At 41.9% G+C, this 15,728-nt stretch carries 10 protein-coding genes; 1 reads left to right on the forward strand and 9 read right to left on the reverse strand.

The features are described from left to right. Positions 1–9 precede the first annotated feature (9 nt). The 3 genes from HUJ21_RS00425 to HUJ21_RS00435 all read right to left on the reverse strand — a co-directional run bounded on the left by HUJ21_RS00425 (position 10) and on the right by HUJ21_RS00435 (position 5,571). On the reverse strand, positions 10–1,086 hold the full coding sequence (locus tag HUJ21_RS00425; RefSeq protein ID WP_366483452.1) for an exopolysaccharide biosynthesis protein: 1,077 nt from the start codon (positions 1,084–1,086) through the stop codon (positions 10–12). Next, on the reverse strand, positions 1,086–3,704 hold the full coding sequence (locus HUJ21_RS00430) for an SLBB domain-containing protein (RefSeq protein WP_291366341.1): 2,619 nt from the start codon (positions 3,702–3,704) through the stop codon (positions 1,086–1,088). Before HUJ21_RS00430 ends, HUJ21_RS00425 begins: the two co-directional genes overlap by 1 nt. 508 nt (positions 3,705–4,212) lie before the next feature. Then, positions 4,213–5,571 carry a fasciclin domain-containing protein gene (locus tag HUJ21_RS00435; protein WP_291366343.1) on the reverse strand — a complete coding sequence of 453 codons (1,359 nt, stop codon included), beginning with the start codon at positions 5,569–5,571 and terminating at the stop codon, positions 4,213–4,215. A gap of 244 nt (positions 5,572–5,815) precedes the next feature. Here HUJ21_RS00435 and gldB point away from each other — a divergent pair, with 244 nt between their 5' ends. After that, positions 5,816–6,817, forward strand: a complete 1,002-nt coding sequence (gldB, locus tag HUJ21_RS00440) for a gliding motility lipoprotein GldB (protein WP_291366345.1) — start codon at positions 5,816–5,818, stop codon at positions 6,815–6,817. Here gldB and HUJ21_RS00445 read toward each other — a convergent pair. From HUJ21_RS00445 to HUJ21_RS00470, 6 genes are all read right to left on the reverse strand, one after another. Next, entirely contained in the window at positions 6,797–8,008 is a 1,212-nt protein-coding gene (locus HUJ21_RS00445) for a glycosyltransferase family 4 protein (RefSeq protein ID WP_291366347.1), read from the reverse strand. The genes gldB and HUJ21_RS00445 overlap by 21 nt on opposite strands. After that, positions 8,005–9,798: an asparagine synthase (glutamine-hydrolyzing) gene (asnB, locus tag HUJ21_RS00450; RefSeq protein WP_291366349.1), complete on the reverse strand. Its 1,794-nt coding sequence runs from the start codon at positions 9,796–9,798 to the stop codon at positions 8,005–8,007. Before asnB ends, HUJ21_RS00445 begins: the two co-directional genes overlap by 4 nt. 1 nt (position 9,799) lies before the next feature. Next, complete coding sequence (gene nth, locus HUJ21_RS00455) at positions 9,800–10,489, reverse strand: endonuclease III (RefSeq protein WP_291366351.1); 690 nt, start codon at positions 10,487–10,489, stop codon at positions 9,800–9,802. Positions 10,490–10,620: 131 nt separating this feature from the next. Continuing rightward, the gene (locus HUJ21_RS00460) at positions 10,621–10,854 is read right to left on the reverse strand and encodes a hypothetical protein (RefSeq protein ID WP_166148873.1); all 234 of its coding nucleotides are present in this window, start codon (positions 10,852–10,854) and stop codon (positions 10,621–10,623) included. After that, positions 10,829–11,431 carry a sigma-70 family RNA polymerase sigma factor gene (locus HUJ21_RS00465; protein ID WP_166148875.1) on the reverse strand — a complete coding sequence of 201 codons (603 nt, stop codon included), beginning with the start codon at positions 11,429–11,431 and terminating at the stop codon, positions 10,829–10,831. The genes HUJ21_RS00460 and HUJ21_RS00465 overlap by 26 nt, the downstream gene beginning before the upstream one ends. A gap of 262 nt (positions 11,432–11,693) precedes the next feature. After that, entirely contained in the window at positions 11,694–15,644 is a 3,951-nt protein-coding gene (locus HUJ21_RS00470) for a hypothetical protein (RefSeq protein ID WP_291366354.1), read from the reverse strand. Positions 15,645–15,728 lie beyond the last annotated feature (84 nt).

Raw genomic sequence — 15,728 nt, forward strand, 5'->3', positions numbered from 1 at the left:
AAGGCAACCTTATTGCTTCAAATGCCTGAAATACATCGTTTTTAAATAAACCCAGACTAAAGCCAAAATAAAAAAGAATATCGCTCCCAGAACTATACCTGTCAGTAATTTAATTTCTGACCGCTCAAGGGGATAACGAGGCTTGTCTATGATCTGGATCAAAGGCATATTATTTCGGTGGTTGATTTTTGCTATTTCCAGATTTTTCACTACCTCCTCATATACTGCCGCAGCAGCCTGTATGTCAATTTGCAGTTGCTTTGAGGCAACCATTCCTTCCTGAAGCAGGGGGTTTGGATTGGGCACATTATCCTGAAACCGGGCCAGTTCCTTAAGCTTGCCATCAAGAACAGTTCTGACACTGTCAGCCTGGTTTTGAAGTACCCGTAAATTTTCCGCAGTCTTTTTTGTCTTCGTTCTCAGGTAAAAATCATTCACTGTTTCCACCAGGTTTTCATTAAAAACCTTTGCAAAAGGCTGGTCCTTTGAGGCAATGGTAACTTTGATGATATTCAGCTTGCGGTCCGGTTTATCCACCATCAGGTTTTCCTTTCGGATCAATTTCACCACTTCTCTCAGTACACTATCCTGCTGAATGGAAAAATTCTCTCTGTTCAGAGAAAAGTCAAGGGCATCAAAATCCACCTCATCTTCCCATTTTTCATCCAGTTCATGGAACGTAATGAACCTTTCCACCAGCAACTGCCCTCCTGCGCTGGTGTCAAAGGCTGCCAGCAGGGTATTGGACAACATGGCGTCAGAGCGGTACAGTTCCATAATATTATCCCCTTTAAAGAGCCCACTTTCGGAGCCAATTGAACCAAGGTTTAAGCCCAGCATAGAGGCAATTCCCGAAATATTTCCCAATCCAGCCATATCTGACTGTTCCAGTACAAAAGTGGTATCGGCATGATAAACTGGCTTTTTTACCAGGGCAACCAGCAAGCCCAGCACTATACCAATCAAAATAAAAACAAGGAAGGTTCTGTAATGGCGGATAAAAACCATCAACCATTGACGTAGCCTGATCACAAGCTCCCTGAAGGTAATTTTATCATCCAAAATATGGGGGTTCTCCTGCATCATCAATTGCTGTTTAGGATCTGAGTGATGACCAATGCTATGGTGGCCAGGCCTGTCGTCAGGCCTACCAAATCGCCGGGCCGTATGGGAATCCTGGGGCCTTTAGTAGGAACAATGATTTCGGATCCCGGTTCCACAGAGGGATAAATGTTAAAAAACAAGTAGTTTTTTGTCCTGGAAACTTCTCCATTGGCATAGACCACGTAGGTCCTTTTCCTTTTGGCCCGACTGTCAAAGCCCCCTGCCCTGTCGATATAATAAGGCAAGCCGCGAAAATCTTCGTGCCGGACAGTGGTGGGATAAATCACATCCCCCCTTAAACGGACGGTCTGTAGTTGTCTCGGAACACTTAAAATATCCCCCTCTTCCAGGATGAGATCGAATTTTGAATCGGGATTCCTTATAATTTCTTCCAGGTCTATGGCGATGGCTTCAGTTTCCTTTATTTTGATGGGATCTATTTCTTCCCGGGATGCTGATATTTCATTTAACAAGGTCCTTCTTGCATTGATGACACTTTCTTCCATTTCATTTTGGGTGGAATCCTTATCTCCAAAAAGGTAGGCATTGATCCTTTCGATCATTTGTTTTTGTGATTCTGTAGGTTCCTCATTTCCCCGGTTCAATCTTTCCAGAAGATTCAGCAAGTTTCTTTCCTTTCTTATGTTTTCTGATGCTGTCTGGTAAAATTCAGTGCGTCGAATAAGCGTAGCACCTTTGGGGTAGGCAAAAGCTGTTAATCCCCCGGCCCTTTCAATCAGGTCCGAAATGCGCTCCTCAGCATCTTTGATGGCAAAGGTCCCCGGAGCATTTACCTGGCCTTCAATACTGGCCATCCTTTCCAGGCTGAAATTGGTTTTCCGCCTGACGGTTAAGTGGTCAAAAGGCATTAACCCTATGGGATTTTCTGAAAGTGCAAGATCCTGTCTGACGGGCACAGGAATAATCTGGGAAAATTCTTTTCCATCCTGGTCAGCAGTCCTTCTGGCGATTTCAATATTTCCGACTGATGCGGCCTCTTTTAGTCCGCCAGCCATTAAAATAAGATCCTCCGATGTCATTTCCCGGGAAAAAGGATACGTTCCGGGATACAATACTTCCCCGGATACCTTAACATAAACCTCCTCACTCAATTGATAAATGGATGGGACATGAATCACATCCTCCTTCCTGAGGGGAATATCCGGAGAAAGTCCGGCCTCAATGGCATTCAGATCGACCTGTAGCATGCTGGTGGTCAGGTCTTCATTGGTTCTTACGATATTTATTCGTTTCCTGTAGGCTTCTCCGCTAAGGCCCTCTGCTTTCTTGATCAATCCTGTAAGGGTTAACCCTTCACCGTATGCATAACTGCCTGGTCTGTAAACAGATCCCTTTACCTGCACCCTGTTGGTATACCTGTCCAGGACTTCACCCACTTTATACAAGTCCCCGCCTTTTGCCAAAAACAGAGAAAACTGTTCATTAAAAATATCTGAAACCGCCTTCTCCTTATCGGTGAGCCGGGTTACGTTTACCCTCTCCCGGTAAGCATTATCTGTAAATCCTCCGGCATAGGTGAGAATATCGGCAAAAGTTTCACCCGGTTTAATCTCAAAAATTTTAGGACGTTTGACGGCTCCTTCTACCTTAACCCGCTCCAAATAGGGCTGAACCAATATTACGTCCTGATCCTGAAGAGGTACATTTAAGCTGGGATCTCCATTGATTAGGAAATCGTATATATCAATTTCCGCAATTTCCTTATTCTGACGGATCAATTTTATTTCTCTTAATGTTCCGTTTCTATTTGGCCCCCCAGCAGCATACAAGGCATTGAAAACAGTACTGAAGGCACTGAGGGTAAAAGTACCAGGTAACCGTACCTCTCCTACCATATTCACTTTGATGGTCCTTACATTTCCCAAATTAACTTGTAAAAAAGTATTGGGATTGCTACCTCTTAATCCGGTATAAAAAACTGACAGTCTGTTCTTGATGACAGCCGTCGCTTCATCAAGAGAAAGGCCCGATACATTAATCGGTCCTATATTTTCTAAAATTACCTGGCCTTCAGGAGTCACTGATGCCTTATAAAATTGCTCTGATTGGCCATAAACGTCCACATACAATTCATCTCCCGGACCCAAAATATAATTTCGGGGAGTGGCCATGTTCAAATTGGGTTCGAATGTGAGCCTTCTTTCCTTATTGTAAAAAATATCCAAGCCAAAAATGGGTTCTGTTTCTGATCCAGCCGCATCCAATTCACTATTTTGCGGGATGATCCCCTGAGTAATTTCGTTAAACCCCATTTGTCTTCTGGGGCTTCTTTTGCTTGATGCTGCAGCCGATTTTTGTCCTCCTTGCAGACCAAGCACCATTCCTTCCATACGTTCTTTTAACTTGTCAATTTCTGAAGCCGGCACCCCCCTGAGTTGGGCCATTTGGAGTAATTCTGCTTCTGACAGGCCTGCTTCTGTGGCCCTGTTCATTAAAACCTGAATTTGCTGGTCCGATAAATCATCGACTTTGATGGAGGAAATATCCCCCAAGGACTGTGCTCCCAAGCCGAAGGGAAGCAATGCAAGCATTCCTATTATGATAAATAAATTCAGGTTCAAAAGTCTACTTGAAATCATACCGGTGATTTTATCGTTTTTGCACAGCTTCGCCTCCTCGCCCACAATTTAATCAAATAGGACCAGATGGTTGGATTTAAAAAATCCCCAAAGCGAGCGTAAAGATAATTATTACTTTCTTTTTGGAACCGAAGTTTGGGGATTAAACCCGAAATATGCATTATAAATTCTATTGCAGCCAGATCCCTGGGTCTAGGGACAAAATCAGCCAATTTGTTGCAGGTTCCAGCTTCACCATAGTGGTACTACGCCTCAGTCTCCAAACTACCTGATTTTCTTACAAATTCACCCTTCCCCAGTACGGGACAAGCTGTAACGAAAACGAATTTAAGATCCCACTTAAAGAAAAATAATAATTAACTCAGCTCCTATACAGCTGAAAAATTAGGATAGAATAAAAATAAAAACCTGAATAGGAAAAAATAACACCTTGAATTTCAATTCACAGGCAAAAAAAAACAGGTCCCCGAAAGAACCTGCTTTTTCTTAAAAAACCCAATATAAAATTTTAAGGTACTAAGACCTCATCAATCACATGGATCACCCCGTTTGTTGCGTGCACATTCAGCAATTCAGGAACAAGACCTGATTCATTGATTTGAAGATCGGCCAGATTTACGGTCAATTCTTCACCCTCAAGTAAGGTGGGCAACATGGCACCTTCTCTCAAATCCTGAGAAAAAGCTCTGGCTGGTACAACGTGATAGGTAAGTACGTCGGTCAAAGTCTCCAAAGGAATATCTTCGTACCCATCCACTTCAAGTGCATCATACAATGCTTCGAATGCCGCATCTGTAGGAGCGAAGACCGTTAAATTGTCATCAACACCACCACTTACTGCATCTACAAGATTTGCTCTGGTTAAAGCACCTACTAATTGTGTGAACTCAGGTGTTTCAGCAGTTGTAAAACCTACGGCTATTTCAGCAATGGATTGGGTAGGAGGTGTAATCACATAATCCAATACATGAATAATACCATTGTCAGCCATAATATCCGTTTCTACGATCTGAGCATTACCGTTGATCCATACGTTGTCGTCAGGATCCACGCTAACATAAAATGGGGATTCATTAAGGGCAGTAACACTTCCCGCTTCTACAGCTGAGGCAGGAACTTCTCCTTCTACTACATGATATGTCAGGATAGAAGCCAGGTCGGGAGAGGCAAGTAAATCTTCTGCTGTCAAACCATTAGCAGTCAAGTAGGCTTCGAAAGCAGCATTGGTTGGAGCAAACACCGTAAATGGACCTTGTTCCAATAAGGCTGCATCAAGATCTGCCTCCAAAACGGCTGCCAGCAAGGTGGAGAAATCTTCATTTCCCATGACAATATCGGCAATGGTATTGCTTTCTTCTTCAGGCATCAAAATGCCATCTATTACATGAATAACCCCATTTGAAGCATTTAAATCACCTGTAACCACTTCAATATCCTCATTTATGGTGATGGTTCCACCGGAAACCATGAAATTTAAACTTTGGCCTTCTAATAAAGTAGGAACTTCCCCGGTACTTACCTGGGAAGATAAAACCCTTCCGCTTACCACATGATACAATAAAATATCTCTCAGGTCTTCTACAGGTACATCATTGACATTTGTAATACCAGCATCTGTAAAAGCTTGATTCGTAGGAGCAAATACTGTGAAAGGACCTGCAGCTCTCAAATCGTCTACCAGGTCTGCTCTTTGAATGGCAGCCACCAAGGTGGAGAATTGATTATTACCTGAAGCGACATCGATGATATCCTCTTCTTCAGGTGGATCAGGTGTAGGATCATCATCCGAACAACTTACAGCAAATAAAACGCCCACTACCATTAGCAGGGGCAACATTAATTTTCTTTTGAGCAATGTGATTTCCATAGTAAATATTGGTTTAGTTATAAATTAAAAACATGAACACAACTGATCCTAAGACTGATAGTTATACATTTTGGTATAAATAATATCTTTTGGTTAACAAACGACATAATTATTTAGGTTTATTTGTCTGTATATACAATTAATTAAAAAAATTACCCTATATCCTTCAGGCATGAAATAACGTTTACTGATCATAATGGATAAAATAATGTTATATCAGGTCTTTAAAACTACCTTTGTTTGCATGAAAGAAATAAAACTCACTGCGATAACCCTCTTATCCGTATTGGCTATTATCAGTTGCAACCGATCTAAGGACACCTGCGAATTACCTGAGGCATATTTGAAAATCCCGGTTGATCTGGAGATTGTGAGGATGGAGGATTTGTATTTTGAGGAATTAACCCGGGAAAAGCTGCTCTACAACCAGGAAAAATATCCTGAGTTCTCTGCGGCCATGTTTGATAATATGGGATTCCAAAATCAGGATCAAATGGTTGATGAGTTGCTCAAGATTCATGGAGACAGTGCCATGCAAGATTTATATCAGGAGGTAAAGGCGCATTTTGACAATATCGAAAATATTGAGAAGTCTTTGGAAAATGCCTTTCGGGGAATCAAACACCATTACCCCGATTTTAAAATCCCACAGGTTTATACCTTTGTGACCGGTTTTGGCAGTGACCTGATCATCAACGAGGACATCATTGTCATTGGTCTGGATTATTTTCTTCCGGAAGATCATCCTTTTCAACCTGTAGACCTTCCCTATTACATCTTAAAAAGATACAACGAACAGCACCTTGTCCCTACCATCGTCACTGCGCTTTCCTCTCAGTTCAATCATATCGAGGTAAAAGACAGGACACTTTTGGCAGAAATGATTTTTTATGGAAAAGCCTATCATTTTACCAAAACCATCCTCCCATGCACGCCAGATGAATACATCATCGGCTATGAAACCAAGGAAATACTGGGCAGTTATGCCAACGAGGAAATGATTTGGGGGCATTTTATAGAAAATGAATTGCTCTACGAAACCAATCCCTTTGAGATCCGAAGGTATACTGGTGAGGCCCCATTTACCGATGTGATCAGTCCGGATGCACCCGGAAGAATCGGCAGGTGGCTGGGTTGGAACATCGTGGATGATTACCTGATCAACAATGATCTCAGTCTTCAGGAATTAATGGAGCAAGACGATGCCCGGGAGATTTTCAGGAAATCAGGATACAAGCCCCGGTGATGTAGGGCCTGAAGGATTTCCAAATCCCTCCACTATTTTCAATATCCGGGAAATCATGTGGCGCTTACCAAAACTCTTTTTGGCCAGCTTCCTGGCCTTGAGGTTCATTTCATTCAACAATTCAGGAGAGTTCTCCAGATTTTCAAGTGAAGCTATCAACAATTCGTGATTGAAGCTGTCATGGTAAAAACCTATCCCATTCCCTTCAATCAAGTCCCAAATCCAGCCCTTGAAATTTACCACTACAGGCAAACCAATGGCCAGGGCATCAAAAAATTTGTTGGGACTACTAAGTTCCAGTACCTTGAGGGGCAAAAAGGAAATGTAGGCTAAATCTGCTTTTTTCATGCGCTCCCTCACCTCAGCTTTATCTCCGTAAGGAAGGAAATCCACCCTGTCTAGCGCTTTTGCTTTCGCATCTCTTTTCAAAGCCTTCAGTTGATTCCCTCTGCCCATTAACTGAAACCGCCAGTTTTTACGGTGTTTTTTTGCCGCAGCGGCCAATTCCAAATACTGGTATAGCCCATTTACCTGCCCAATAGCACCTGCATATATGAGGGTCAATGGTTGGCTTACAAAATCCCTGTTATGCGCTTCTGTTTCTTTCCTGCTGAAAAAATCCGTATCCGAAAAGTTTGGTACCATTTCCACACTTTTCTCAGGCACTAGTTTTTTTACATAGTACTGAATACCTGGAGATAGCGCCACTATCCCACTTGCTTTCCGGTAGATTTTATATTCCATGCCATAGAGCCACTTTTTTAATAACCGATTTCGAATTTGCTTAACCTGAACCGGAGCTTCTGGCCAAAGATCCCTAACCTCAAATACAAATGGAATACCCCACTTTTTCCTTGCCCAAATGCCTATTTCCCCTGTAGATAGGGGCGTAGAAGTGATGTAAAACAAATCCGGTAAATCCTCCTTGTTGATTAAACTCTTGGCTTGCCTGACAAAGGAATAAAAGGACCATAACCTTTGTAAAGTATTGAACTTATTGTCATAGGCCACGGGCAAAAGGTGAACTTTTACCTTTCCATCCCAGCGAATACCATAATTCTTCCCATTATGGGCCGTAATCACCTCTACTGTCAACCCTTCAGCAGACATGCCCTGGGTCAAATGGTAGGATCTGATTGCTCCTCCCTGACCTGGGGTAAGGTAATATTGATGAATATAAATAATCCTCATAATCTGTTGGCTTTCATCCAGCCTGACAATAAAAAGACATTGAATAAAACTAAAAAATGTTCTGCTATATAATTTTCAGGCTTTTTGACAAGGTCCTGCCATTCCAGGGGTACCAGGTCCGAATGAATCTGGCCAAATTCCCTTATTGCGGACAAAACACTATCCCTGAATCCAGGATGCCTGGTAAGCCATTCTTTGAGGGGCAAGCCAAAGCCAAGTTTCTTCCGATTGGCAAACTTTTCCAGGCCATTTTTTATCAGGATAGATTTGATCCAAAATTTGGATGTTGTTTGCAGTAATTCCTGTTCACTTAACCTGTTACTAAAATCCACCACTTGCCAATCCAAAAACGGGGCCCTCCCTTCAATGCCTTGGGACATACAGGCATTGTCATGAATTTTCAACAAATCCTGCACCAGATAAATCTTTCTGTCCCATTCCAAGGCATTTTTAAAATGATCCTTCCCCACTGGATAGAAAGGGTCAAGGGCCTCTGCCAATTCATCAGGAAGTGGATTCAGAGCAGCAAAGTTCATGAAAGTCCTTTGGGCTGTATCCTGTATGGAAGATAAAAACTTTTTCCTGCCCCTACCCCAAACAGGTACACCTTTGAGAAGGGAAGCTGCCCATAGCCAATAATCGGGGTGTTTCAGGAATTTCCTGAAGGCAATGTGCCGGTTATAACCCGAAAAAAGCTCATCTGCCCCAACGCCACTAATCAAAATTTTTACCGATTCCTTAGCTTTTTTGGCAACAGCCCATGTGAGGAAGCCCGCACTATCTCCTACTGGCTGATCCAGTGTACGGATATATTCCGGCCAGTTATCCAAAAACCATTCCGGTGAAATCCTAACCTCATGATGCCGCCCACCAAATTTTCTGGCCAGCAATGAAGCAAACTCAGGATCCTTGTATTTTCTATTATAAGGATGTTCTAAACCAACCGTAAAGGTAGGTAATGAAGTGCCGGTTTCCTTATACCATAGATGGTACAATAGGGAACTGTCAGCACCGCCACTCAGAATCAAACCCACAGGTACATCTGCATGAAAATGCTTCAATACCGCATCGGTCAAAACTTCTTCAAAGGAGTTGACATTTAGCGCTGGTTTTTGAGCTGAAACAAGCAAATCAATGTGTTTTGACCGGGTTTGACCGGCATCCAAATTGAATTCCCTCAACTCCCCTGCTGCCAGTTCTTCAATCCCCGAATAAAAGGAATGCCGGGGCATAGCATGTCGCAGGTAGAAATAGGGCAGGACCTGATTTTTATCGATTTTTTTAGGAAAAAGACCCGATGCCAGCAGACAGCGGCATTCTGAGGAACAGACCAGGCTGTGCTCGTTCCTGGCAAAATACAGGGACTTCATTCCAACAGGGTCTCTACCCAATAAAACCTTGTTTTCGTGCACAAAAGCGAAGGCATACATGCCCTGAACCAGTTTTACCCCTGCCTTTCCTTTTTTGAGCAACCATTCCAACAAGACTTCCCCATCAGAAGTACTTTTGAATTTCACCCCTTCATGGATCAGTTGATTTCTTAAATCCTGGTAATTGTATAAAAAACCATTCCAGGAAAGGAATGCGCCGCTTTCTTTATGAAAAAGAGGTTGGTTGGCCTCTGCCCGTAGATCCAGGGTTTTTAGCCTGTTTGCTGCCAGGTAAGCCCCAGCCGCAACTTTTTCCCAGGAGGAATGGTCAGGCCCCCTGTGTTGGCAAGCCTGCATCATGGCAGTAATGTGATCTTCGTTTTTACCAGAAGTACTCACCAAAAGGTGTACGCCACACATGTCAGGTACCTTTGGTTTTGTCTTTGGTGATTTCTTCCAGGTCTGTTTGGACCCTGCTTCTTTCGAAATACCGGCAAATGGACGTAATGGAACATTCCTGACACTTTGGTTTTCTGGCCAGGCAAACATATCGTCCATGAAGGATCAGCCAATGATGTGCCTGGTGTATGACTTCTTTCGGAAGGTGCCTGATCAGGCTTTTTTCTACTTCCAGAGGGGTTTTAGCAGTCTGTGGTACCAGCCCCAGTCTTTTGGATACCCTGAAAACATGCGTATCTACAGCCATATTAGGCTGGTTCCAGATCACACTGGTGATGACATTCGCTGTTTTCCTACCTACACCCGGTAGTTTCATCAATTCCGGTACGGTGGACGGAACCTCCCCGTCAAATTCTTCCATAAGCATCTTTCCCAGGCCCAACAGGTGTTTGGTTTTGTTATTCGGGTAGGAGACGGAACGAATATAGGGAAACAATTGATCAAAGTCACTGGCTGCAAGATGGGCCGGGCCGGGAAAATCCCTGAATAGGGCAGGTGTGACCATGTTGATTCGCTTATCTGTGCATTGGGCACTCAATACCACTGCAAGAAGGAGCTGATAGGGCGATTCGTAATGGAGCTCTGTCTCTGCAACAGGCATGTTTTCAGAAAAATGATCAACGAAAGCCTTATACCTATCTTTTATTAACATATTAGCTTAAAACAAATTTTTCTTTCTAAATATCCAGAAACGAAATCAATCAGCGGTTTTGAGGAGATTTTCTTCATAAAAAAACCTACCGTTAGCTGCTAACGGTAGGTGGAATAAGTTTTTTGTTGGTGTTAAACTTTTTCCAGTCCACGGGACCGGGCCCTTTTTTTAATGGCGTAAACAATGCTCTCAGAGGGTTCAAGAAGCAATTGATCCAGTTTTTCTACAGTACTTAGCAGGTCAATGTATTCCTGCATCAGTAAGGGGTCTTTTTTTAAAGACTGCATCAATGTTTCATTCTCTTCCTCCGTCATTTCCTGATAAATAAATCTTATCAGCTCACTTTGGGTAAAAGATTTGGTCATAGGCGATATTTATTTGTTTAAGTTTCTTTCTTAGATTGATAAGCGCATAGCGCATCCTTCCCAAAGCTGTATTGATACTCACTCCCGTCTGCTCAGCAATTTCCTGGAAACTTAAATCCATGTAATGCCTCATGATCAATACCTGCTTCTGACTTTCCGGCAATTCATCAATTAATTGTCTGACCAATTCGTAGGTTTCATCCCTGACCTTCATGTCTTCCACATTTTGTTCAGCAAAATGCATGGTATTGAAAACATTCGATCCGTCTTCCATCACTACCGTGGGATAGCGTCTCATTTTCCTAAAATGATCAATGGCCAGATTGTGAGCAATCCGCATCAACCATGGTTGAAACTTCCCTTCCTCATTGTACCTGTCAGAATTGAGTGTCTGAACAACTTTTACAAATACATCTTGCAATAGATCTTCAGCCACCCCTTGCTCCTTCACTATCATCAATATGGTTGTATATACTTTGGTCTTGTATTTATCAACTAACCTTTCAAAGGCAACTTCGCTTCCATTTCTATACTGTGAAATCAATTCACTGTCTTTAGGTCCTACCCTTTTGCTCATAAAACTTATGTTTAAATAACGTAGAGTTTTATCCCATATTGTGGCTTTTACGGTCGATTAATGTTTCTTGTGTTTTCAAATGTATATAATAGGATAAAACAACGCAATCTATTTTGTGTTTTTTTATAATAAATAGCATCATAAAAAAAGGAGGTCAGAAGATTATACTTTTTGTTAAATTTTTAACCAAATACAATACTGATCTTTTATAACACATGATAAAATACAACAATTACAGTACCAATATTGTTATTTTAAGTATTTAGGAATTATCTAATTCTGGCACCTTGGTGAATCCTTTTGCCAAAATACTATAAACCGTACCTACCAAACCTAAAATACCACTAATATAGGCAGATGTTTCGTTCAAAATATTCGGGTCATAAAAACTGATCAGTGCAATACAAATCAATACAAAACTAAAAACTGCTGCCTGAATCATTTTTGCATTGCCAGACTTTCTTTCATCTTGCTTGAACCTGGACAGGTCTTCTTCACTTACAAACAGGCATACAAAGTTTCTAAAGCTCTTGGAAAAAAGCACTAAACCGTCCCTGCCGGTATTCATCTTGATTATACCTTTTTGGATCAAGGCCGTCATGGTTTCCCTGTTAAAAAAATTGATAAATCCCTCAGTTGCATAGTTGTAAACCATTTTCCTTTCCTTTAGGCTTAATTCTGCCCAAATATTTAAAAAATAGGCCTTATTATATCTTTGAATAGAAAGGATACACTTCTCATATCTTTCCAGTGACAAGGGCTGTTCCAATGGATCACGCGACAACTCTTCCGTAATTAGTGAGGCCATGGTATGTGCATTCGGGCCATAGGCTATCTCAGTTGCCAGTTCCAATGTCTTTGGATCATTGAACAAAATACTTTCCGCCCTTTGCTTAAAATGCTTTCTTTCATCCATACCCAATAGCTCCCATTCCAGCTCAATATAGGGAAGGGTAATGGCTTCATTTTGGAAATCCAATGGTACATACTGGAACAGGTATTCAGAAAAAACCTCCGTGATCATTAAACGTTGCTGCTTTGGGGTATCTGGCCTTAAAATTTCCTGAAGAGGTTTTCCGGAAGTCACGAAAAAGTAATGGCTTTTTCCGGAATATTTTTTCCGAAAAGTCAAAATAGCCTGCAATACCCCTTCTGCGTTACCCAGACAATGCAGGTTTTCAAACACTACCCCCTTGTGATGCGGCTCAGGGGCAGGCATTTCCAGGGAATCTTCCCCTGCATTAATAAACAACAGTTCTTCTGAGGTCAAACCAAATTCATGGCAAATCCATGCCCTGGACCGCAGGGCATCCACCCCTATGATAAAACTGTATTTTTGTTTCCTGGCAGCATGTGGAAGGGAGGACGACCCATAGGCAAAGTGGTAATCGATAAGGTAAATCTTATTGCCAAGCCTCATGATCATATTGAAAAGCCAAATCAAAACCAGAAATAAGGGAAGCAAAAGCAGCAAGTTGGACTTTAGGATTTCCCCAAAAAAACCTTTTTTAAAAAATTCACCAAGAACAAAATTCGGTGGCCGTTTAAAGGCTTTCACCAGTACTTCATGTGGCGGAGCGATGAAATCCCTGACCAACTCATCATCCTGGTTGGAAAACCTTCCAAAATTGGTCCTTCTGAATTCCTCGTGGATCCCAATCAATTCCAAATAAAAGGCATCAGTGATACTATTCCCCTGTACTTCTGGTTCTTCTTCGCTACTGATTTGATCCCAAATGAACTTTTCCTGATTAAATATTTGCCTGTGAATAAAATAGCCTGGTAAAAAACCAATGATGAGCAACCACAGCAGAAAATTCAGTGCATAAACCCTTTTATCCACGTGCACACCCGTTAGCTTATTCCAAAAATCGTTGAGCCAGCGATGCACCTTTCCAATCTTACTGTCCGGAGACCACATATCCGGTGCCAACCTGGGAAATTCTCCTGTTTTGGACAGGTAATAACAAAGTACCTGCAAGGATCCCATCAGGATAAGCACCAGAATCGAAACTGAAAAATAAAAGGGTTCAATGGTACCTCGGGACAAAACAACCAACAGATAGGCCAAAATCAACCAAAGCAAGGTTACCATGATCAAAAACCCATTGATGTTTTTCTTTTGAGCACCAGTTCCTGAAGTAGATAACATCAAAAAATTACAGGTTCCGGATTGAATGGCAAAAAGAGCAGACCAAAGATAAATATTGAATATACTTAAAGGTAAAAAAAGATACACCCCCACAAAGAGGATCAAATCAAAAAACAAAATCACATTCAACCATATGAATTTGATTCTTTTAGCGGGGGAAGGGCTGTACCAGGCAAAGGAAAAGTCCTCAAAGGCCAGGTAAATACTGGATTTATTGGTGATTAGCGTTAAAAGACCAAGCAATACCAAAACCAACAAATAGGGTAGAAATACGGTGATGGCTTCAAGGGAGGCCAGGGAATGCAAGGTATGCTGCAGGTTTTTATCTTCCAGGTACAACACCCAATTTTCAGCTACAAATTGCCCTGAAGGTATCCGACTCAATAAAGCCTCATATTCATGGCCATTTACATAAATGGGGGTCTTCCATACATGTTCATAGGCGGCATTTTGATTATTACCCATCAAAGTCCTGATTTCCTGCCACTTTTGTTCTCCCACCCCTTCCTGCAGGTAATTAATTGGAATATTAACTTTTTGGCTTTTCAGGAGCACCTTTCCATCAGGCTTGAAAATAAAAAACCTTTGGTTTTGACTGATTTTCGGGGCAAGGGAATCAAGGCTAAAGGTCAATGCATAGCCCAGACTGTCCGCCCGCTTGCTAATGACCCCCTCCAGATTGCCGGTAGATTTGGAAAAATGCGCACTGATAAAATGCTTTTCCGGGGATTCGGGAAGAGCTTGCACATAATCCCTATTTGCAATGGAAACAAAAGGGAAATCACCAAAATCTATTGAACCATCCACGGCTGTGGTATCCGGTATGAGCATGGTCTGAATGTTTCCCGTCAAATCAAATTCAAGAAACTCGTTGACATTATTTTTCCTGTTCAGGGATTGAATTACAGTATCGGAGCCAATATTGCCCTTTTCCAAATGAATTCTGAACCGGTCCAAAGATGTTTTCAAACTGTCAATTTGTTCGGAAAATGAAAATTTCAAATCCCGAACGTACTGGTCGGAAGGAATATGGCTCCGGTAATTCTGAACCAGAGAGAACGAAAAAAAGCCCAAAATCACCATCACCACAATCAAGGATAAGCCCAGGCCCAACACCCTTTTTTTTGTCAGTACATCTCCGTCTCCCAGATTAAATATACTGATGATGGGGATGGAGACAAAAATCAATAACAAAAGGGTGAGAAATGTGCTGAGTACTTTGAAATTGATCTTTAGCGCTACACTTTCAAACTGAGATTTTTCCTTGGTGCCCAGCAAATAAAAAACCTGGTTACCTATCACGGCGGGAGATAAAAACCCCTGGTATTCATCCCCGGAAATGCTGATGGTAAGCTCCCTTTCTCCTACATTTAGCTTGCCTTTCAAGGAATCCGTATCAATGACGGGAAGGCCCGCCACCTCATTGGGATAAATGGCCGCACCCGCACTATCCAGGACAAACAACCTGTCAAAAAATAAACTCTGAATATTGTTTTCCATGAGGGAATAAACCGGAACGGAATGGTCTACTTCAAATCCTCTACCCACCAAACTATTCCTGTCAAATGTTTGGCCCAAAACCTCTCCTATTTTTTCGGTAAGCAAAATATTATTCAATTCAGGTAGGTCTCCTGACCGGGTCGTATCATCCAGAAAAAACCGAAACCCTTTTACTTTAATCAGAAAGGCCGAATCCTTTTTTGCCAGGGAAATACCACCCTGAGCAAAAATCTGCCTGTCCAGGGAAGGATCCTCCTGAAGATTTTTAATTTTTTCTATTCCAAATTTCGGTTTTCTATCAATCAGGCCTACCATTTGAGCAGCGGCACTTTGCCCCTGTCCTCCACCCCAGGTATAAAAGTTCCTTTTAAAGTACCCCTCCAACTGAACGTGGTAATTGTAGAAAGCATCAATAAAATTATGCTTGGCCAGGTAAATGGCTTTGATCCCCTGGGATTCAAGCTGGGATTGATTGGTTTTGGAGTGTTGATAAAGGTAGGCACCGATCAGCAACATGCTCCCAAAAATAAAAATCCAAATGCGTAAATCCTTGAACTTCATATCGGTGGACCCTAATTTGCCTGATGGCTTCAATTTAAGGAAAACACCTTACAATAAAAATTTTAATTTTGGATAGATCAGTAA

Origin of the sequence: Cyclobacterium sp., from assembly GCF_014762705.1 — a bacterium.
Classification (GTDB): Bacteria; Bacteroidota; Bacteroidia; order Cytophagales; family Cyclobacteriaceae; genus Cyclobacterium.